Source organism: Mixta gaviniae, assembly GCF_002953195.1.
Taxonomy (GTDB): Bacteria; Pseudomonadota; Gammaproteobacteria; order Enterobacterales; family Enterobacteriaceae; genus Mixta; species Mixta gaviniae.
The window spans coordinates 2,827,279-2,846,136 of the sequence record NZ_CP026377.1; the positions used below are offsets into that span (position 1 = coordinate 2,827,279).

Below are 18,858 nucleotides of genomic sequence, written 5' to 3' on the forward strand. Positions count from 1 at the left end.
ATTTATGTTATTACCTTATTTCACAAAATAATTTGAAAAACAGCGGGTTATTTCAAATGAAACTATTACTTAGTTAACCTTTTTCGCCTCCCGGCGATGGATTGATAACTCTACGTCATACCGGGCGCACCCTCGCCACGCTATACAAGCGGTATTGCGCTTTCTGTTCCCTCTACTTCAAAAGGAAAGAATTTTGCTGACTGTGCTGGGTTTTTCGATGGTGATCTGCTTCATGTATCTGATCATGACCAAGCGGATGTCGGCGCTGATTGCGCTGATTATTGTGCCGACGCTGTTTGCGCTGATTGGCGGCTACTGGCATGGCCTGGGCGAGATGATGCTAAACGGCGTGAAAACGCTGGCGCCGACCGGCGTGATGCTGACGTTCTCAATCCTCTACTTCGGACTGATGATCGACGCCGGCCTGTTCGATCCGCTGGTGCGCCTGATTTTAAAAATCGTGCGCGGCGATCCGTTGAAGGTGCTGGTCGGCACCGCCATCCTGACGCTGTTGGTCTCGCTCGATGGCGACAGCTCTACCACCTATATGATTGCGGTCGCGGCCTTTTTACCGCTCTACCAGCGTCTGGGGATGAATGTGCTGGCGATGACCTGTCTGGTTAACCTTGCCAGCGGCATTATGAACCTCTCACCGTGGGGCGGCCCTACCGCGCGCGCGGCGGCGGCGCTGCGCATCGACGCGCTCGATATCTTTATTCCGATGATCCCGGCGATGCTGCTCGCCTGCTTTACTCTGGTAGGCATGGCGGTGCTGTTCGGCATCCGCGAACGCCGTCGTCTTGGCATTATGACCATGGAAAGCCATCATCTTGAATCGATCAGCCTTGGACAGGGCGACGAAGATGAGTGCGCCGCCAATCGTCGGCCGAAAATGTTCTGGCCCAACTTCATTCTTACCACCGCGCTGCTGGTGCTGCTGGTGGTGGGCCTGATGCCAATCCATATTCTGTTTATGCTGGCGTTCGCGATTGCGGTAATGCTGAACTACCCGTCGCTGGAGCAGCAGAAGGCGCGTATCGGCGCTCATGCGGCAAACGTGCTGGCGGTGACTTCACTGATTTTCGCCGCCGGGGTGTTTACCGGCATTCTGTCCGGCACCGGTATGGTGGATGCGATGGCGAAAAGCCTGCTGGCGGTGATCCCGCATAGCTTCGGGCCTTATCTCGCGGTATTTACCGCAGTGGTCAGCCTGCCGTTTACCTTCTTTATGTCTAACGATGCCTTCTATTTCGGCATTCTGCCGGTGATTGCACAGACCGCCGCCGGCTACGGCATCAGCGCCGAGGAGATTGCGCGCGCCTCGATTATCGGCCAGCCGTTCCATCTGCTTAGCCCGTTGGTGCCGTCGGTCTATCTGCTGGTCGGCCTGGCCAAGGTCGATATCGGCGATCATCAGCGCTTCGCGATCAAATGGGGGATTCTGGTGAGTATGGCGCTGCTGGTGGGCGGCATTCTGTTTGGCGCCTTCCCGTTCTATCACGCTTAAGGCGCAGGCGGTCTGGCGGCCGCCTGTCAGCGCTTATCCCTCCCGAGCCTGAAGCGCAGGAGGGTGGTTTATATGAGGGGGTTGCCTGGTCAGACAGGGGCAGAACAGCGACACCCCATCGCAAAGCTTGTCCCGCCCCGGCCCTGCTGGCGGCGCGCGGCGCTGCCGCTAGCGTTTTTTCCGGTTGCGGTGCATATCAATCGACACCGCCGCAACGATAATCGCCCCTTTGATAATATCCTGCACGTAGGCGTCAACGCCGACAAAGGTAAAGCCGCTTTTAATCAGCCCCAGAATCACCGCACCGATCAGCGTGCCGGTAATGCGTCCCACGCCGCCCATCAGGCTGCTGCCGCCGATCACCGCCGCGGCGATGGCGTCCAGCTCATAGGAAAGACCCATGCTCGACTGGCCGGTGCTGACGCGCGCCGCCAGCACCACGCCGGCCAGCCCGGCCAGCCCGCCGGCGATGGTATAAACGATCACCAGATACTTATTAACATTGATGCCGGAAACGCGTGCCGAAGTCATATTGCCGCCGATGGCGTAGACATATTTGCCGTAGCGGGTATGTTTCAGCGCAATATGGAAGATCACCGCCACCACCAGGAAGATCACCACCGGCATCGCCCCCTGCCCGATGGCGGTAAAGCCGTCGGAGAGAAAGCTAATCGGGTTGCCCTGGGTGTAATACTGCGCCAGGCCGCGCGCCGACACCATCATGCCGAGCGTGGCGATAAAAGGCGGGATGCCGGTTTTGGTGATCAGCACGCCGTTAATCAGGCCGCACAGCGTGCCGACGCCAATGCCGGCGATAATCGGCACTGCGGCGGGCAGATCCACCAGCGCCGGGTACATCGGCGACAGGCTGTCGGACGTTTGCGCCAGGCTGGCGGCCACCACGGCCGTCAGCGCGATCAGCGAGCCGGAGGAGAGATCGATACCGGTGGTAATGATCACCTGCGTCACCCCAACCGCGATAATGCCGATAATGGCCACTTGCAGCACAATCAATACCAGCCGGTTGGTATTCAGCAGGAAGGATTGATCGCGCACGTACCAGCCCGCCAGTTCGAAAATCAACGCAATGCCCAGCATCACGATAAAGATGCCGGTATCTTTCGGCAGCCGACCGCGCAGCTGGCCCAACGATGACGGTCGCGCCTGCTGCGGCTGTTGCGTGCTTATCTTAACGTTGCTCATAGATCCTCCCGCTTCACTCAGAAGCCAGCGACATAATGGTTTCCTGATCGGCCTCTTCTTTACTGAGGATGCCGGTAATGCGCCCTTCATGCATGACCATCACCCGGTCGCTCATGCCGAGAATTTCCGGCAGCTCCGAAGAGACCATAATGACCGCCACGCCACGGTTGGCCAGCTCGCTGATCAGCCGATAAATTTCCGCCTTCGCGCCGACATCAATGCCGCGCGTCGGCTCATCCAGGATCAGGATTTTGGGCTGCGCCAGCAGCCAGCGCGCAATCAGCACCTTCTGCTGGTTGCCGCCGCTGAGGTTATTGATAATCTGATCCATGGTCGGCGTCTTGATATTGAGCCGCCGGATCTGCTCCATGCAGTCCTGCGCCATCTGCACATGGCTGACGAAGCCGCCGCGGCTGCTGTACTCCGGCATATTGACGATGCTCATGTTCTCCAGCACCGACAGCACCAGAAACAGCCCGGACTTTTTGCGATCTTCCGTCAGAAAGGCCATGCCCTTTTCAATCGCTGTTGAGGGCGAATCGATCGCAACCGGCACCCCGTCGATCAACACCTCACCGCTGTCGGCGGGCGCCATACCGAACAGGCTTTCCATCACTTCGCTGCGTCCGGCGCCCACCAGCCCGGCGACGCCTAAAATTTCGCCGCGCCGCACGCTGAAGCTGACCTCATCGAAGGCGCCCCGCCGCGACAGGCGACGTACCGTCAGCACCTCTTCGCCGATGGCGTTGTTGAATTTCGGGAACAGCTGCGTCAGTTCGCGCCCCACCATCTGGGCGATCAGCGACTGACGCGTATAGCGGCTGGTGCTGTCGCTGCCAACCCAGCCGCCATCGCGAAAGATACTGACCTCATCAGTGATGGCGAAGATTTCATCCATCTTATGACTGATGTAAATGATCGCTTTTCCCTGGGCGCGCAGGTCGCGGATAATGGTAAACAGGTGGCCGACTTCCCCCTCGGTGAGCGCGGAGGTTGGCTCGTCCATGATCACCACGTCGGCATCCCAGGAGACCGCCTTGGCGATTTCTACCATCTGCTGGCTGGCGATACTCAGATCGCCCACCATCTGCTCCGCCTGCAAGCGGATATTGAGCCGGTTCAACAGCGCCTGGGTCTGCCGGTTAAGCTGACGCTGATCGACCAGGCCATACTTCACCGGTTCGCGTCCCAGCCAGATGTTTTCCGCCACCGTCATCCACGGCACCAGGTTCAGCTCCTGGTGAATCATCGAAATGCCGGCACGCAGCGCATCGAGCGTATCCTGGAAAGCGACCGGTTCGCCTTTGATGCGAATGGTGCCGTTATCGGGCCGGTAGATGCCGATCAGACATTTCATCAGCGTCGATTTGCCGGCGCCGTTTTCGCCCATCAGGGCATGCACCGTGCCGGGCCTGACGCGCAGCGAGACGTTATCCAGCGCCTTCACGCCCGGAAAAAATTTACTGATGCCTTCGGCTTCCAGCGCATAAGCAGTCATGCATTACCTCCGTATCGCGCGTCGCCCACCGGCGGGAGCGGCGGCAGGCGAGCGCTAAGGATTATTTTTGGTTGCGGCTGACGAATGTCTGATAGTTTTCTTTGGTGATCAGCTGATAGGGGATCATGACGTTTTTTTGCACCTTCTCGCCTTTTACCAGTTGGATGGCGGTCTGCACCGCGCCTTCGCCCTGCCCTTTGGCATCCTGGAAGACGGTGGCGATCATCCGGCCGCTTTTGATTTGCTGTAAGGCATCGGGAGTGCCATCGACACCGGCGATCAAGACCTTGCTGTTTTTGCCCAGCGCCATCAGCGCGCCGATTGCCATCTCATCGTTGTTGGCGGCAATGGCATCGATCGGGTCGCCGGCGGTCATCCAGTTGCTCACCACATCCACCGCCTCATTACGCATGAATTTCGCGGTCTGCTTCTGCACAATTTTGATCTGCGGATATTTCGCCGCCACTGCCTCGACGCCGCGGGTGCGGTCGCGCGTCGCCTCATTCGCCAGATCGCCCAGCAGAATGGCGACGTTACCCTTTTGATTCATCGCTTTCGCCAGCGCTTCCATCTGCAGGCGGCCCGCCAGTTCAGAATCGGAACCGACGTAGGCCATTTTGTCGCTTAGCTCCGCCTGCGGACGGCGGTTAACAAACACCAGCGGGATGCCCGCTTTGCTCGCCTGATCCATAATCGGCTTCACCGCGTTGGTATCGACCGGGTTGACGATAATGGCGTCCACCCCCTGACCAATAAAGTTCTGGACCTGCTGCAGCTGCTGCGCCACATCGCCTTTAGCGTCTTCCAGCTGGCCGTTGACCTGCGATTTATCCATCTCTTTTTGCATCGCGGTGCGCACGATGGTCAGAAAGTTGTCATCGAACAGCGCCATCGAAACGCCAAGCTGAAGCTCTTTCGCCAGCGCGGCGGCGGGCAACAGACAGGCGATAATGGACGCGACGATCGCTTTTTTCATCTTCATAACTCACCCTTGTAGTCGTTAAGTTGCGCTGGCGGGCCGGTACCTCGAATGAAAATTATTTTTTACATTCACACAACATCACCAGGGTTTTAATGCACTCGCTGCGATAAAACAATGCCGGCTTGCTGCGCCAGCGTTTAGCTTCCTCCTGTTCTGACTGCCCGCTTATGGTTGTTTTAATTGATAAATCCCGTTTCGATTATCGCAGAATGCGATGATGCAGTGGCGAAACGGTTTCTTTGTTTCATAATTTACCTAATTGAAATTTTCATCATAAAAGCATTGAAACGCCCGTTTTAAAATTATCAAATAACAAAAATTTGACACGCATCTAACATCGATGGAGAAAAGCGTTTAAAGTGGGATCCACGCGGCAGATTAGAAAAGCAGCAGCTGCGCGTCAGTTGCTGGTTTTGCCAGCAAACGCGCGCGAAAACGGGGTGCAGGCTTTGACATCATCTTCAGGGCCAGGTACTATTCGCCCCGTTCAGACAATTCCTCTGTAGTTCAGTCGGTAGAACGGCGGACTGTTAATCCGTATGTCACTGGTTCGAGTCCAGTCAGAGGAGCCAGATTTAAAAAAAGCAGACGCCTGGCGTCTGCTTTTTTGCTTTCTGCGGTTCGCAACCGGCTTAGCGGCGGCGCTATTTCGCCAGCAGCCGGTTTACCTTAACGATAGAACGGGTCAACACGCTGCCATGATGCGGATCGCCAAAGTGAAACAGCGCCGTCGCGCGGCGGAAAGCGGGATCGCAGGCGCCATTGGCGTGAAAAGATCGGTAGCCGTGGAAAAAGTAGATGTTGCCCGGCTGCAGATGCAGCGTCATCGGTTTGATCAGCCCGCGCTGGATAGCCCAGGCCAGCAAGCGGCGCGATAGCGGGTTCTGCAGGAGACTCTTTTCCAGCACGTTAAACAGCACGCTGCCGCGAAAGCGCCGTAGATTGGGAAACAGGATCAGATCGCCGCGCGCCTCGCCCTGCTGCGGGATCTCCACCGGCAGCAGCGCGGTGATAACGCTGGCGTCGTAGTGAAAGGCGTTGGATTTCTTTTTGCCGCTCTGCCCCTGCACGCAGCGCAGCACTGCCAGTATCTGCTGATCGCCCAGCGATCGGCCCAGCGACGTTTCCGCCAGCTGCCGCATCAGCTGTCGAAATTCAGCGCTATCACTCAACTCCGCCAGCGGCGTGCGATCGATGGCTTCCACATCACCAAAGATGGCATGGTAACGTTGGCCGGAGCCGGCGCTAACCTGCTCTACCCAGTGACGAAAACGCGTTAATCCTTCCTCGGTGACAGCTTTCTCCAGTACGGCGTAGCCCTGGGTTTGCATATCCTCTAATAACTGAGGCACGCAGTGCGGATCGATAGCGGCAATAAGAGACATAATATTCTGTCCGTTAATTATTTCTGGCGTCGACGTCTCAGCGTCGTCCGGTAAATTTCTGATTATTCCGTGGTGGCTTTCTGAATGATAAAAGGTCTGCTGCAGAAAGAAACAAACCGAAGAAAAATAAGAATTATTAACATTTTTCATCTTTTTTTGACTGGTCTTAACCCCTTTTTGCCGCTGCGCTTCTCTGCCCCCTGTTACAGGAAACCGGCTCTCTCAACGCGTGATGATAAGCAAACAAAAAGGCAATTTTTAAGGCCAGACATAACTGAGGCGTGCTGCGCGGCAGAATATCGCGGCGGCAAAAAAGGGCGCGGCGCTTTTTTTGCGCGCATAACAGGACCGGCTGACTAACCCAAAAAAAACATAAGTAAATTTTATAATTTAACCAAGCAAACCGTCCCGTTTTCCGGCGGCTTGCGTTGTCTTTGCCCGGGCAACACGCTACCCTGCCAGCGGTTTAGTCAACAGGAATTCCGCCACCGATGGCAGAGCAGACAAAACGTAAAAACGATCCCGAAGGGTTAAAGAGACGCATCCTCGACGGCGCGCTACAGGCCTTTGCCGAATATGGCATGCAGGGCGCGCGGCTGGAGCAGATCGCGCTGAACGCACAGACCACTAAACGCATGGTGGTTTACCACTTCGGCAATAAAGAGAACCTCTACATTGCGGTGCTGGAGCAGGTTTATCAGCAGATCCGCCAGCATGAGACCGGGCTGAATCTGAAAGCGATGCCGCCGGAAGAGGCGATGACGCGGCTGGTGGAGGAGAGTTTCGATTATCACGCCACGCACGCCGATTTTATGCGACTGGTGTGCAGTGAAAACCTGCTGCGCGGGCGCTATATCAGCCAGTCGCCGCGTATTAAGGAACTGAACCGCAGCGCGCTGGACGTGCTACAGGACATTCTGTCGCGCGGGCAGCAGGCGGGCCTGTTCTGGGCCGATGTGAAGACGATCGACGTCCACCGTTTGATCAGCAGTATCTGCGTTCACCACGTCTCAAACCGCTATACCTTTAACGCCCTGTTCAGCCCCGACAACAGCGAGGCGGAGAGCATCAAACGTAACCGTCAGCTGGCGGTTACCGCGACGCTGCGCTATCTGCGTCGTACTGAACGTTGAAGTAAAGCTGACGGGCGCGGTAGCCACCGGCCCGTCGGGCGGCGATCAGAGCAGATCGCGCCAGGAGAGGATCAGCTCCGCCGGCAGCGGATCGGCGCGCAGCGACGGCGCCGGCTGCCAGCTGTCCCAGGCGCGGAAGGCGGAAAAATCAAGCCCGGTCAGGCTCTCCAGCCCGCTGACCGTCACGCGATACTCATCCACCTGCGGCGCCGCGTCCGACTGCGCCCGCGCAATCACCCGCCGCGTCTCATCCAGCAGGTTAGCCTGGCTGACCAGCAGCGCCGTCGCCTGCGGCGAGCCATCCGGCCCGAGGCGCAGCACCACCTTCCAGTACATCAGCGGCACTTTTACTTCGCCATACTGCCGCCACTGATCGTTCAGCACCGGTCCGGTCAGCACCGTAATCTGCTTTTTGCTCTGCAGCACGCCATATTCCAGAATATAGCGTTCCACGCCCTGCCAGTACTGCAGGCTCTGGTTGAAGCGGAAATGCTGCGGCGAGCAGTTGGTGAAATGAAAGGTGTCTTTGTTGGCGCGGACCGCCTCCTGCGGCGTGCCCCAGGTGGGATCGCTGCGGCGGGTGAGATGACCGCGATCGAACCAGCGGCTGAATTCGCGATAAAACGCCTGCACCAGATAGTAACGGCTATCCATACGGCTATCTTCGTACCAGCTGTCGCCTTCCGGCAGCAGCGACGGCTGGCCGCTGTCGCGATTGATATTGATATAGCGTGCGCCATCGATATTGGTGGCGGTAAGAAAGGCGATACGCCGCTCGGCGCAAACCGCCAGCGAAAAATTCTGGTAATCGAGTATCGCTTCGGTGCCGGTAGCGCCCGAGCGCAGCGGCGCGATCTCCGCCGCCCGGGGCGCGATAATCTGCGCCAGCGAAACCGCCTGCCCGCCGATAAAATCGGCCTGATAGCCGTTGCGGTTAGCGTAATTGGCATCCGGCGCCGCGCGCGACGCGGTCAGCGTGGCAATGCTTTCGCCGCGCAGCGCGGCGATCAGCCGCTGCTGCGCCGTCGCATCAAGGTGTATCGCTTCGCCTTTTAGCCAGTCGACCAGCGCGCTGACGCGAATGCCCTCATTCACCGGCGTGCCGCTCTCATCCTGTGCTGCGCCGTGATGCAGCGCCACCAGCTGCCACTGATCATTGAACACCGGCGCGCCGGAGGAGCCTTCATCGGTGTCTGCGGTGTAATGCAGCACGTTGGCCGCCTCGCTCTCCGCCGCGCCGCGCGCCAGCAGGAAATTATCGCGCAGCGCTACCTGCTGCGGCGCGCCGCCGGGATGCTGAATAATGTTGACCGCCATGCCCAGCCGGTGTTTGTCGCCACGATCGCTTAAAGCAATCACCCCCAGTTCGGCCAGATCCGCCCCGCCCGCGCGTTGTTCGCCCAACGCCACCAGAGTGCAATCCAGCGCCTCCAGCGGGCTGCTCAGCCAGAAGCTGTCGGCGTCCAGGCGATAAAGCGTGGCGTCGGGTGCCTCGCCCTGCGCATTCTGCCAGTAGTTAAACTCTACGCTGTAACTGGCGGCGCGCTGTCGATCTGGCAGCACGTGGAAGCAGGTCAGCAGCAGCCCGCCGCCGATTAAAAAGCCGGTGCCCTTCGGCACGCCATCTTCGCGCACCAGTCCAACCGCCCGGGCGCGCTGCATGCCCAGCTGCAGAAAGTGCGTCGGCAGAAAATCGGCCTGCGGGCCGATAATCGCCGTCTGCTGCGTCAGACGTTGAAACGCGTAGCGCTGCGCGCGCCGGCTGTCCGGCTCCGCCTCATCCGGCCTCCCTGCGGCGATCGCCTGTACGCTCTGTTTACGCTGCGCGGCGGTCAGCGTCAGCCGCTGCCGCACCAGATTTTCCACCTGTGTCATTCTCTTCCCTTTCGCCTCGCTGTTGAACCGCCTCCCATAACCATAGTCAGCTTTGCGCCTGCCGACACGGTGGTTCTTTCAACGGCTGCGCCGTGGGTTGCTGAAATCTTCAGCAGTCAGCGCTTTTTTGCGAAACAGGCTTTGACAACCTTCAGCGCCCTCGATATTATGCGCCCCGTTCACACGATTCCTCTGTAGTTCAGTCGGTAGAACGGCGGACTGTTAATCCGTATGTCACTGGTTCGAGTCCAGTCAGAGGAGCCAAATTCAGAAAAGGCAGATGCTCACGCATCTGCCTTTTTGCTTTTCCGCGTTGCCCTCTTTGCCGCGGCGCCCCTGTTTTATCGGGCGTCAAAACTGTCTGCATTTCCATTTTTGGCGCGCATCCGGTTTTATCGGACGTCGAAAAACGGGGCGGCGCTCAGCAAAAGACTCTGCGACGGAAACGAAACCGGGCCGCAAAGGCGGCCCGGCAATGTCCAGTTGGCAGAACGGCCGATTACTGATTCTGGCCCGGCACTTTATGTTCGCCCATGGCTTTCAGTTTTTTCGACAGCTCGCGACGCTCTTTTGAGAGGTCGGCATTTTTGATGATGTACTCATCCACGCGATCTTCATAGTCGCTGCGCATGCTGGCGATAATTTCCTGAATCGCTTCAACGCTCATGCCCGGCTTGATGTACTCACTCAGGTTATCCAGCAGCAGCACACGTTTCTGGTTGTCACGAATTTTCTTCTCTACATCGTGAATTTCGCGCTGCAGCTTGTTTTTGCGACGGTACATCCGCACGAACTCCAGCACGTCCTGAAATGATTGCTTTGCATTTTCCATGTTGACACCTTTCATTAGGCCTGCCTGAACAGGCGGTATTGTCGTAGCCCTCAGCTTAGCGTTTCGCCGCGGCCGATGGCAATTTTCACATTCAAATTCGGACTGAGACACATTTTAGCGCGAAATCACGCGTAGCCACAGCAGCTTATTGCCGAACGCCTATTTGCGCATCGCCAGCCGGATCAGATCGGAGAGACGCTCCAGCTGCTTCGCCAGCTCCAGGCTAAGCCAGACATAGCCGTGAATCGGCGTCTCTACCAGCTGGTCACTGTTGTTTTCGGCAATCAGCTGACGCAGTTCGCGTGTGATCTCCGCCAGCTCATGATGATTGGCCGCCATCCGATCGGTGTTGCCGCTGATCAACATTTCGGCGAGCGCCTTGAAGGTGTTTTCCGTCATCTGCTGCGTGCGGCGCAGCGCGGATGCATTCAGCAGGATCAGGTGGCTGGCGCGCGATGACCACCAGGCGTTGATCTGCAGCTCCAGCGTGCAGAGGATATTGCGATTCGTGGTCTGGATGCCTTCCAGCACCGATTTGGGAATGCGTGTTTCTTTGCTGGCAGGTTCCAGCAGCGCGCGCATACGCACCACGTCGGTCAGCACCCGACGTAGCGGCTTATCGAGACGTGGCTTTTCCACCAGGTTCGGCGAAAAGCCGGCGTGGTAGATTTTCGCCAGCGATGAGAGGGAGTCAGAGAGTTTGATGCGCCAGTGGATATAGGCCTTTTGCGGCCAGACGCTGGTAAACAGCAGCGCCAGCAGCGATCCGAGGATCACATCGCCGCCGCGCCACAGAGCAGTGGTCATATCCCCCGCCGGCGCGCCGCACACCACTGCCAGCGTAATGCCGATCAGCAGCGCCATGTAGGGCCGCTTGCCCAGCGTCAGATAGCCGCAGATAAACATCACCAGCGTACACCAGCCCAGCATGATCGGCAGCGAGATCAGCTCCAGCTTCAGCGCGATAAGCCCGGAGATTGAGCCGAACACTGTGCCGCCAATGCGCTGCAGCGCGCGCGGAAAGACGTTGCCCCAGGAGGAGACCGGCCCCATCACTACCACCAGGGTGATCAGCGGCCAGCTGCCTTCGGGAATATTGCACAGGCGCACCAGCAGAAAGGTCAGAACAAAGCCCAGCGCGATACGCACGCCGTGGACGATGCGGTAGTGACGGTAAATGCTGAACTCGATGGCTGAAAGCGGCTTATCAGGACGCAACGATCTTCTCCGGTTTGCCTGAAAATAGGGCCGATATCATAACCTGAAGCAGCGGCGCAGATGAGACTTTCGTCTATATTTTGCCGCACTTTGGCTCTATTTAACCATTATGCAAACGTCAGTTAACGTGCTGAAAACATTATCTTCTGAATGCCTGCCTCCGCCACCGCGCAGCGATACCCACGCGCGCCGGCCGACAGGCAGGCGGGCGCTGAGGCATCAGCCGGCGTGCAGGCTGGCCGCTACGGCTGCATGCAGGTAGCCTAACAGCGGCGGCGTCAGCCAGGTGCCCTCTGTCAGCTGCGGCTCCTGCTGCATCGCCTGGCGGATTTTTGCCTGCATCGCCGGATCATCGCTGGCGTAGGAGCGAAACAACGCCAGCCAGTGTGCGCCCAGCGCCCGCGCCTCCGCCGCATCCGGCGCCACGCCGCGCTGCATCGCGTCGTTGAGCTGTGCCACCAGCGCCGGCCACTCCTGCATGCGGTCAAAGTAGTGCGCGCGCACAAAGGCGAACTCCTGCGGCGCCAGATAGCGCTGGAAGATGCTCAGCTTGCTCTCCGCAAAGGCGCGCGTAATGTACTCCAGCATCGAGGGCGTAATGCCGGTCTGCTGCTGCATCGCCGGCTCCGCCAGATGCATGGTGGTCAGCCGCTGTAAAAAGGCCGGATTGTGCGCCGTATCGCGCTCCAGCGTGCGCATCCAGCGCCGCGCCAGCTGCTGCGCCTGGGGCGATGCCGGCGCGACGCCGTCATCCTGTAGCGTCAGCAGTTCCTGCACCATCTGCTGCCACTCCGCTTCGCGTTCGGCATCCGCCTGATAAAACGGCAGCTGTTTCAGTTCTTCTGCGCTGAAATAGTTATCGTACATCGTCATCATCTCTAAGGTGGTTAGCCAGTCCGTCAGCTCCGGTTCGCCGCCCTGGCTTAACTGCTGATGCAGCTGCCCAAGCCGCTGACGCAGCTGCTGCATTTGCGCCAGCTGGCGATCGAGAGCGGTGATTTGCTGAGTCAGGATCTGCGGTAAGGAGAGCGCGTCATCGTTCAGCAGCGCGCCGATCTCCGCCAGCGGCACGCCGAGCCGCTTCAGCGCCTGGATCTGATGCAGGCGCCGGATATCGTCACGGTTGTAGAGCCGGTAGCCCGCTTCGCTGCGCGTGGTGGGCACCAGCAGCCCGATGCTGTGGTAATAGTGCAGCGCGCGTACCGTTACGCCGGTTCTGCGCGCCAGTTCTCCGGCTTTCAATAACATCACTCTCTCCTTGCTCAACGATGACTAAGGCTAAAGGCTAACGCGGCGTGAGGGTCAAGTCTTGTATGAAAAAAAGAGCATGCGCGAAGGGAAATGGGTGAAGCGCGACGTGAGGCGGTGACAAAGCGTGACGTGAGCCAAAACGCGGAAAGCAGAGCGCGGCGCATGGCAAAAGAGCGGAACGAAGGCAATGAAGGCAATGAAGGCAATGAAGGCAATGAAGGCAAAAGGTAACAAAGGCAACGTCAAACGCGCGGCGCGCGGCAAGGCAAAAGCGGCACTTACCCAGTGGCCGGTAAAAAAAGCGATGATATTAACCGCGGAGGCGCACGGTGCGCCTCCGCCATTAGCTTAGAATTTCTGTTTCAGATAATCGCCCACTTTAGTGACGATGCCGCCCTCTTCCACCTTGTTTAATGTCATCAGCGGATAGCTGGCCAGCACCTTATCTTTATCGATCACCTGAATAGAACCCACCTTCTCGCCCTGCTTCAGCGGCGCTTCGAGATCCTTACGGTCGATCACATATTTCGCCTTGATGCTCTGCATCGCGCTGCGCGGCAGCGAGAGGTAAATATCTTCGGTCGTGCCGACCTCGACCTGATGCGGATTACCGTACCAAACGGTCTCTTTGCCCAGCGCCTTGCCGGCGTGGAACAGCTGGACGGTATCGAAATTGTTATTGCCCCAGATCAGCAGCTTGCGTGCCTGCTCCTCACGTCCTTTCGGACTTTTGCCGCCCATGATCACCGCAATCAGGCGGTGACGTCCATCGAGGCTGGAGGCGATCAGGTTAAAGCCGGCGCTTTCGGTATGGCCGGTTTTCAGGCCGTCGACATGCAGGTTTTTATCCCACAACAGGCCGTTGCGGTTTTGCTGGGTGATACCGTTCCAGGTCAGCGATTTTTCGCTATACATCTGATAGAAATCGGGCTCGCCGCTGATAATGGCGCGGGAAAGCACCGCCAAATCGCGCGCGGTGGTGTGCTGGCCCGGCGCATCCAGACCATGAACGGTTTCAAAGTGAGTATGCTCCAGACCCAGCCTGGACGCGTACTCGTTCATCATTTTCACGAAAGCGTCCTGGCTGCCCGCGACATAATCGGCCAGGGCCACGCAGGCGTCGTTGCCGGAATCGATAATCACGCCGCGACTGAGATCGCGTACTGACACCTTTTCGCCCGGCTTCAGGAACATCAGTGAGGAGCCTTTGAATACCGGATTGCCGGCGCCCCAGGCATCCTGGCCGATAGTGACCATATCGTCACGGCTGATGCGATGACGATCGATAGCGCGGTCGACCACGTAGCCGGTCATCAGCTTGGTGAGGCTGGCAGGGTTACGTTCTTCGTCCGCGTTGCCTTCAGTCAGCACCTGACCGGTGGTGGCGTCCATTAAGACCCAGGAGGCAGCGTCGACCGGCGGCGGCGTCAGCGGAAAAGAGACGGCTGCTTCATCAGCATGGGCCTGTAGAGCTAAAAATAGTAAACCAGTAAAACTTGCAAGCTGACGCCTTTTCAACGGAACACCCTCGGTCGTAAACATAAATTCAATGAGGCCGTTGTTTTACGGGAATGAGCCGCGTTTTTGCTTAATAAATTGCAAGAAATTATGAATTTAACACCGAATAATCTGCTGATTTTATCGCCGTTACGCCGCCGTGCCGGCGATTTGGCCGCCATAATGATTACCGGACGTCAAGCGGCTGGCGCGCCGCCACGGCGCCACGCTGCCCGATGAAGTGTGAGCGCCATAAAAAAGCCGCCCGGAGGGGCGGCTTTCGCGGATAGCGTTGTGAGAAAAATCAGTGCGGAATTTCCGTCATTGATTTTACGTCAGCACGGTTGATCTGTTGCTCGTTGCCGTTGGCATCTTTGTACTTAATCAAACCGGTAGCGTTGTCTTCTTTCGGTTTGCCATCGCTGACGATAGTGCGTCCATCGTTAGTATGGATGGTGTAGTTACTGCTGGAACATCCCGCCAGCGGCAGGGCTGCGGCAAACACAAATGCTAATAATGCGCTCTTTTTCATCATAACCTCCTGTTCAGATAGACTCTTTAATGTTTAGCACAGTTTAATCATTACGCAATTTATCTTCCTGTCGTTTCGCTCGCTGCGCCTGTAATATTTCGAAAGCAATTAGATCCGTTTTTCCTCCCAGTCTAGCCACGAAGCGCTCTGTGTGTCCTACGCTTTAGTAACAGGTCATCAACAGAATGCAGAGAGTTATGAAACATCAGAATCGTACAATTGGTATTGCTCCTTATGGTGGATCGGCTGGCGGCTGGGGCGCGTTAAAGGCGGTTGCCGATGCGTTGCGCGGTCAGATGTCAGTGAAGCAGGATGTTATTGCACTGTTCAAAGTTAACCAGCCGCAGGGCTTTGACTGCCCCGGCTGTGCATGGCCCGATCCGCGCCACGCCTCCTCTTTTGAATTTTGCGAAAATGGCGCTAAAGCGGTCTCCTGGGAAGCCACCAGCAAACGCACCACGCCAGAATTTTTCGCCGCACACCCGGTTAGCGAGCTGTGGCATCGCAACGCCTTTGAGCTGGAAGGCGAAGGCCGGCTGACGCACCCGATGAAATATGATCCCACCAGCGACACCTACCAGCCTATCGAGTGGGAAACGGCGTTCCGCGAGATCGGCGAAAAGCTGCAAAGCTATGAAGATCCGAACAGCGTGGAGTTCTATACCTCCGGCCGCGCCTCCAATGAAGCAGCCTTTCTTTACCAGCTGTTTGCCCGTGAATATGGCACCAATAACTTCCCCGATTGCTCGAACATGTGTCATGAACCGACCAGCGTCGGGCTGCCGCAATCGATCGGCGTCGGTAAAGGCACCGTCGATTTAGAGGATTTCGACCATTGCGATCTGGTGCTGTGCATCGGCCACAACCCCGGCACCAACCACCCGCGCATGCTCGGTACGCTGCGCGAAGTCTCTAAACGCGGCGCCACCATCGTGGCGATCAACCCGCTGCGCGAGCGCGGCCTGGAACGTTTTACCTCGCCGCAAAGCCCGATTGAGATGCTGTCGCTCGGCTCTACCGCTCTCGCCTCTACCTATTACAAAGTGCGCGTCGGCGGCGATGCCGCGATGCTGAAAGGGGTGATGAAAGCGCTGCTGGCGATGCACGAGCGCGCTCTGAAAGCGGGCGAGCCGGGTGTGATTGACGAAGCCTTTATCACCGAACATACCGAAGGTTTTGACGCGCTGAAGCAGGATCTGGACGGCACCGACTGGCAGCATATCCTCAAAGTCTCCGGCATGGATTATGAGGAGATCCTGAACATCGCCCGTCTCTACGCCAAATCGGAAAAAACCATCATCTGCTACGGCATGGGCATCACCCAGCATCAGTACGGCACGCAAAACGTGCAGCAGATTGCGAACCTGCTGCTGATGCGCGGCAATATCGGCAAGCAAGGCGCAGGCATCTGTCCGCTGCGCGGTCACTCCAACGTACAGGGCGACCGTACCGTCGGCATCACCGAAATCCCGTCGCAGGAGCTGCTCGACAGCATCGAAAAAGTGTTCGGCTTTACCCCGCCGCAGGAGCATGGTCACGGCGCGGTTGCGGCGATCCAGGCGATGCGCGACGGCAAGGCGAAGGCGCTGCTCTGCCTCGGTGGCAACCTCGCGGAAGCGATTTCCGATCCGCAGGTGACCTTCGAAGCGATGCGCAAACTCGATTTAGTGGTGCATATGGCGACCAAGCTGAATCGCTCGCACCTGCTGCTGGGCAAGCATAACTATATTCTGCCGGTGCTGGGCCGCACCGAACAGGATGTGCAGGCTTCCGGCGAGCAGAGCATTACGGTGGAAGATTCGATGTCGATGGTGCATGCCTCGCGCGGGATGCTGAAGCCCGCCTCGCCGCATCTGAAATCGGAGCCGGCAATTGTCGCCGGGCTGGCGAAGGCGACGTTGCCTCACACCAAAGTGAACTGGGACAGGATGATCGGCGATTACAGCTTTATCCGCGAAGCGATTGAGGCGGTTTTCCCGGCATTTGAAGATTTCAATAAACGCGTACAGCAGCCGGGCGGCTTTAAGCTGCGCAATGCGGCAGCGGCGCGTGAGTGGAACACCCCTTCCGGTCGGGCGCAGTTTATCGTTATGGAAGGGGTAAACGAAGATCCGCGCTCGCTGAAGTGCCACGATCTGGTGCTGACCACGCTACGCAGCCATGACCAGTACAACACCACGCTATATGGCCTGAACGACCGTTATCGCGGTGTGACCGGCCGACGCGACGTACTGTTTATCAATGCGGACGAAGCGGAAAAACGTCAGCTGCGGGTCGGCGATAAGGTGAATATCATCGCCCTCGATCCGGAAGGCAAGCGCACCTCGCGCCGTATGGATAACCTGACGATTGTGGTGCTGGATATGGCGCAGGGTTCGGTCGCGGCCTACTATCCGGAAGCGAACGTAATGGTGCCGCTGGACAGCCACGATACGCAGAGCGGCATCCCCGCGTATAAAAGCATCCCGATTGAGATGGAGCCGTGCCTGGAGCCGGTAGAAACCTCCGGCGCGCGCCGCTGACGGTGCCGGCGTTGCGGCGCTGAGAGCAGTCAGCATAGTGAAACGGCCATCAATGATGGCCGTTTTTTAGTGTTTGATGGGGTGGGTCTGGAATGCCTAAGCTGCATTAGCAAGGCGCGCGTTCCAATGGAAAGCGCCATTAGCCTGGCGCGACCAGCACACGCTACAGGAAGCTCCGCCAGGTTTCGTTCCAGGGCTCGGGGGAAAACTGATTTTCTGCCAGCAGTTCCATTCGGGCGACCAACTCGCTCTCATCTTCCGTTTTCAGTCTCTCTGTAATTTCGTTTTTTCACCACCGCGTTGCGTTCTCTCCATTATCGCAATAACGCTTAACGACCTCCTCGATAGTTTCACCAAACGACTCGCGAGCCTGACCAAAATACGTTTGCGTCAGATTTACCAGAGATGAGTTTTTCTTTATCTGGTTTCCTCTGCGGAATCCATAGCCCACTTCTGTGTCTGCGTCCCAGGTGATTTCTAACGGTTTTTCAATGCTGCGCGTATTCGCCCAACGAGGGATGTTAAACCGGTGAGCCCGTAATGCGGCGCTGATAACGTGCCCGGCTTGTTCTACGCTGTAAAAAGATGTGGCCGTACGTGCGTCATGACGTTGCGCCAGACGCGCCAGCAGTTCTTTATCCGTTTTTGCAACGTGCTTTTTGAGGGGGTGCCCGCCAATTTTTTGATGCCTTCCTGCTTTACCAGTTTCAGCGTGCCTGCGCGCGCATAATTTATCCGGGATACGCCCCACGCCCCCCCGCCGCAGAGGGAACGCCAATATTGACGGTCAGCTCAATAACTCCGGCCGCGCTGTCGCCGGCGCCGGGCTGTTTAGCCGCCTCCATAGTTCGGAACGACGCTGTGCGCGTTTTCTGGCCGGTCAGTATGCGGTCTGCAGCAGCATGAATGCTATCCAGGCTGTGCGCGCCGGCAACCCCGCACGCCGCTTTCGTCAGCCTCGTGGGTTCAGGCACGATGCAAAGCGCAGCGGCGCCTGCCAACTCTACCGCACCCAACATCAGCTCAAGAGCGCCCGGCAGCCTGTTGCTGAGCGCTTCTGCCTCCGTTACCGTGCAGTCAGCCAGCACGCTCGCCAGCTGGACCGGCGATACGGCAAATTCGAATTCCTTTTCCATCACAACGCTTCCTGTCAATGGCTTTTTATCATCCGGAAATAGCGTAATCCATTTCAATGGTCGTTCATCTTATCGCCATCTCAGGCACCACCAACCTGCCGCCGTGGTGGCGTAAACCTTCCCTTCACGCCATGCCAAACCAGTGTTTTGGCGCAGCCAGCATATGGTTTACCATAGAGGCGCAGCTTTTTGCGGCACAGGTAGCTATAGTCATTTTACCGTCATCACTAAAGCGCGATGCAGGGCAGCGGATAGCTAAACGCAGACCGCCGAAAGAACGCAAAGAC

The 18,858-nt window shown here is 57.7% G+C and carries 16 protein-coding genes and 2 tRNA genes; 6 read left to right on the plus strand and 12 right to left on the minus strand.

Annotated features, from left to right (window positions below; translation table 11 throughout):
- Window positions 1–193: 193 nt before the first annotated feature.
- Entirely contained in the window at window positions 194–1,507 is a 1,314-nt protein-coding gene (locus C2E15_RS13235) for a CitMHS family transporter (protein ID WP_104957782.1), read from the plus strand.
- A 168-nt stretch (window positions 1,508–1,675) separates the two neighbouring features.
- Here the strand turns inward: C2E15_RS13235 and C2E15_RS13240 are convergent, their stop codons facing one another.
- From C2E15_RS13240 to C2E15_RS13250, 3 genes are all read right to left on the minus strand, one after another.
- Window positions 1,676–2,710, minus strand: coding sequence for an ABC transporter permease (locus C2E15_RS13240; RefSeq protein WP_104957783.1), 1,035 nt, complete (start codon window positions 2,708–2,710; stop codon window positions 1,676–1,678).
- Window positions 2,711–2,723: 13 nt separating this feature from the next.
- Window positions 2,724–4,208: a sugar ABC transporter ATP-binding protein gene (locus C2E15_RS13245; protein ID WP_104957784.1), complete on the minus strand. Its 1,485-nt coding sequence runs from the start codon at window positions 4,206–4,208 to the stop codon at window positions 2,724–2,726.
- A 61-nt stretch (window positions 4,209–4,269) separates the two neighbouring features.
- A complete protein-coding gene (locus C2E15_RS13250; protein WP_104957785.1) occupies window positions 4,270–5,190 on the minus strand; it encodes a sugar ABC transporter substrate-binding protein in 921 nt (306 codons plus the stop codon).
- A gap of 496 nt (window positions 5,191–5,686) precedes the next feature.
- On the opposite strand from C2E15_RS13250, the gene C2E15_RS13255 reads away from it, so the two are divergent.
- Window positions 5,687–5,762 (plus strand) — tRNA-Asn (locus tag C2E15_RS13255).
- A 72-nt stretch (window positions 5,763–5,834) separates the two neighbouring features.
- On the opposite strand, the gene C2E15_RS13260 is transcribed toward C2E15_RS13255, so the two are convergent.
- Window positions 5,835–6,575, minus strand: coding sequence for a hypothetical protein (locus C2E15_RS13260; RefSeq protein WP_104959180.1), 741 nt, complete (start codon window positions 6,573–6,575; stop codon window positions 5,835–5,837).
- A gap of 84 nt (window positions 6,576–6,659) precedes the next feature.
- Here C2E15_RS13260 and C2E15_RS21395 point away from each other — a divergent pair, with 84 nt between their 5' ends.
- Window positions 6,660–6,935: a hypothetical protein gene (locus tag C2E15_RS21395; RefSeq protein WP_146108550.1), complete on the plus strand. Its 276-nt coding sequence runs from the start codon at window positions 6,660–6,662 to the stop codon at window positions 6,933–6,935.
- Window positions 6,936–7,066: 131 nt separating this feature from the next.
- Window positions 7,067–7,708, plus strand: a complete 642-nt coding sequence (locus C2E15_RS13265) for a TetR/AcrR family transcriptional regulator (protein ID WP_104957786.1) — start codon at window positions 7,067–7,069, stop codon at window positions 7,706–7,708.
- A gap of 45 nt (window positions 7,709–7,753) precedes the next feature.
- Here the strand turns inward: C2E15_RS13265 and C2E15_RS13270 are convergent, their stop codons facing one another.
- Window positions 7,754–9,583: a DNA/RNA non-specific endonuclease gene (locus C2E15_RS13270; RefSeq protein ID WP_104957787.1), complete on the minus strand. Its 1,830-nt coding sequence runs from the start codon at window positions 9,581–9,583 to the stop codon at window positions 7,754–7,756.
- A 188-nt stretch (window positions 9,584–9,771) separates the two neighbouring features.
- Here C2E15_RS13270 and C2E15_RS13275 point away from each other — a divergent pair.
- A tRNA-Asn gene (locus tag C2E15_RS13275) sits at window positions 9,772–9,847 on the plus strand.
- A gap of 235 nt (window positions 9,848–10,082) precedes the next feature.
- On the opposite strand, the gene C2E15_RS13280 is transcribed toward C2E15_RS13275, so the two are convergent.
- The 5 genes from C2E15_RS13280 to C2E15_RS13300 form a co-directional block, all read right to left on the minus strand.
- Complete coding sequence (locus tag C2E15_RS13280) at window positions 10,083–10,415, minus strand: DUF496 family protein (protein WP_038629950.1); 333 nt, start codon at window positions 10,413–10,415, stop codon at window positions 10,083–10,085.
- A gap of 159 nt (window positions 10,416–10,574) precedes the next feature.
- On the minus strand, window positions 10,575–11,633 hold the full coding sequence (locus C2E15_RS13285) for an FUSC family protein (protein ID WP_104957788.1): 1,059 nt from the start codon (window positions 11,631–11,633) through the stop codon (window positions 10,575–10,577).
- A gap of 219 nt (window positions 11,634–11,852) precedes the next feature.
- Complete coding sequence (locus C2E15_RS13290) at window positions 11,853–12,881, minus strand: MerR family transcriptional regulator (RefSeq protein ID WP_104957789.1); 1,029 nt, start codon at window positions 12,879–12,881, stop codon at window positions 11,853–11,855.
- Window positions 12,882–13,232: 351 nt separating this feature from the next.
- On the minus strand, window positions 13,233–14,402 hold the full coding sequence (dacD, locus tag C2E15_RS13295; RefSeq protein WP_245912272.1) for a serine-type D-Ala-D-Ala carboxypeptidase DacD: 1,170 nt from the start codon (window positions 14,400–14,402) through the stop codon (window positions 13,233–13,235).
- A gap of 283 nt (window positions 14,403–14,685) precedes the next feature.
- The gene (locus tag C2E15_RS13300) at window positions 14,686–14,913 is read right to left on the minus strand and encodes a YgdI/YgdR family lipoprotein (RefSeq protein WP_104957791.1); all 228 of its coding nucleotides are present in this window, start codon (window positions 14,911–14,913) and stop codon (window positions 14,686–14,688) included.
- 197 nt (window positions 14,914–15,110) lie between these two features.
- Here C2E15_RS13300 and C2E15_RS13305 point away from each other — a divergent pair, with 197 nt between their 5' ends.
- Window positions 15,111–17,435 (plus strand): FdhF/YdeP family oxidoreductase, encoded by a 2,325-nt coding sequence (locus tag C2E15_RS13305; protein ID WP_104957792.1) that lies wholly within the window; start codon window positions 15,111–15,113, stop codon window positions 17,433–17,435.
- A gap of 289 nt (window positions 17,436–17,724) precedes the next feature.
- Here the strand turns inward: C2E15_RS13305 and C2E15_RS21400 are convergent, their stop codons facing one another.
- Both C2E15_RS21400 and C2E15_RS13310 read right to left on the minus strand, forming a co-directional pair.
- Window positions 17,725–18,186, minus strand: a complete 462-nt coding sequence (locus C2E15_RS21400; protein WP_128861359.1) for an RNase A-like domain-containing protein — start codon at window positions 18,184–18,186, stop codon at window positions 17,725–17,727.
- Complete coding sequence (locus tag C2E15_RS13310; protein WP_104957793.1) at window positions 18,167–18,571, minus strand: hypothetical protein; 405 nt, start codon at window positions 18,569–18,571, stop codon at window positions 18,167–18,169. Before C2E15_RS13310 ends, C2E15_RS21400 begins: the two co-directional genes overlap by 20 nt.
- Window positions 18,572–18,858: the final 287 nt, after the last annotated feature.

Excerpts from the sequence above, each read along its gene's own strand:
- C2E15_RS13240 (WP_104957783.1), bottom strand. The coding sequence starts at position 2,710 with ATGAGCAACGTTAAGATAAGCACGCAACAGCCGCAGCAGGCGCGACCG.
- C2E15_RS13245 (WP_104957784.1), bottom strand. The coding sequence starts at position 4,208 with ATGACTGCTTATGCGCTGGAAGCCGAAGGCATCAGTAAATTTTTTCCG.
- C2E15_RS13250 (WP_104957785.1), bottom strand. The coding sequence starts at position 5,190 with ATGAAGATGAAAAAAGCGATCGTCGCGTCCATTATCGCCTGTCTGTTG.
- C2E15_RS13260 (WP_104959180.1), bottom strand. The coding sequence starts at position 6,575 with ATGTCTCTTATTGCCGCTATCGATCCGCACTGCGTGCCTCAGTTATTA.
- C2E15_RS21395 (WP_146108550.1), top strand. The coding sequence starts at position 6,660 with ATGATAAAAGGTCTGCTGCAGAAAGAAACAAACCGAAGAAAAATAAGA.
- C2E15_RS13265 (WP_104957786.1), top strand. The coding sequence starts at position 7,067 with ATGGCAGAGCAGACAAAACGTAAAAACGATCCCGAAGGGTTAAAGAGA.
- C2E15_RS13270 (WP_104957787.1), bottom strand. The coding sequence starts at position 9,583 with ATGACACAGGTGGAAAATCTGGTGCGGCAGCGGCTGACGCTGACCGCC.
- C2E15_RS13280 (WP_038629950.1), bottom strand. The coding sequence starts at position 10,415 with ATGGAAAATGCAAAGCAATCATTTCAGGACGTGCTGGAGTTCGTGCGG.
- C2E15_RS13290 (WP_104957789.1), bottom strand. The coding sequence starts at position 12,881 with ATGTTATTGAAAGCCGGAGAACTGGCGCGCAGAACCGGCGTAACGGTA.
- C2E15_RS13300 (WP_104957791.1), bottom strand. The coding sequence starts at position 14,913 with ATGAAAAAGAGCGCATTATTAGCATTTGTGTTTGCCGCAGCCCTGCCG.
- C2E15_RS13305 (WP_104957792.1), top strand. The coding sequence starts at position 15,111 with ATGAAACATCAGAATCGTACAATTGGTATTGCTCCTTATGGTGGATCG.
- C2E15_RS13310 (WP_104957793.1), bottom strand. The coding sequence starts at position 18,571 with ATGGAAAAGGAATTCGAATTTGCCGTATCGCCGGTCCAGCTGGCGAGC.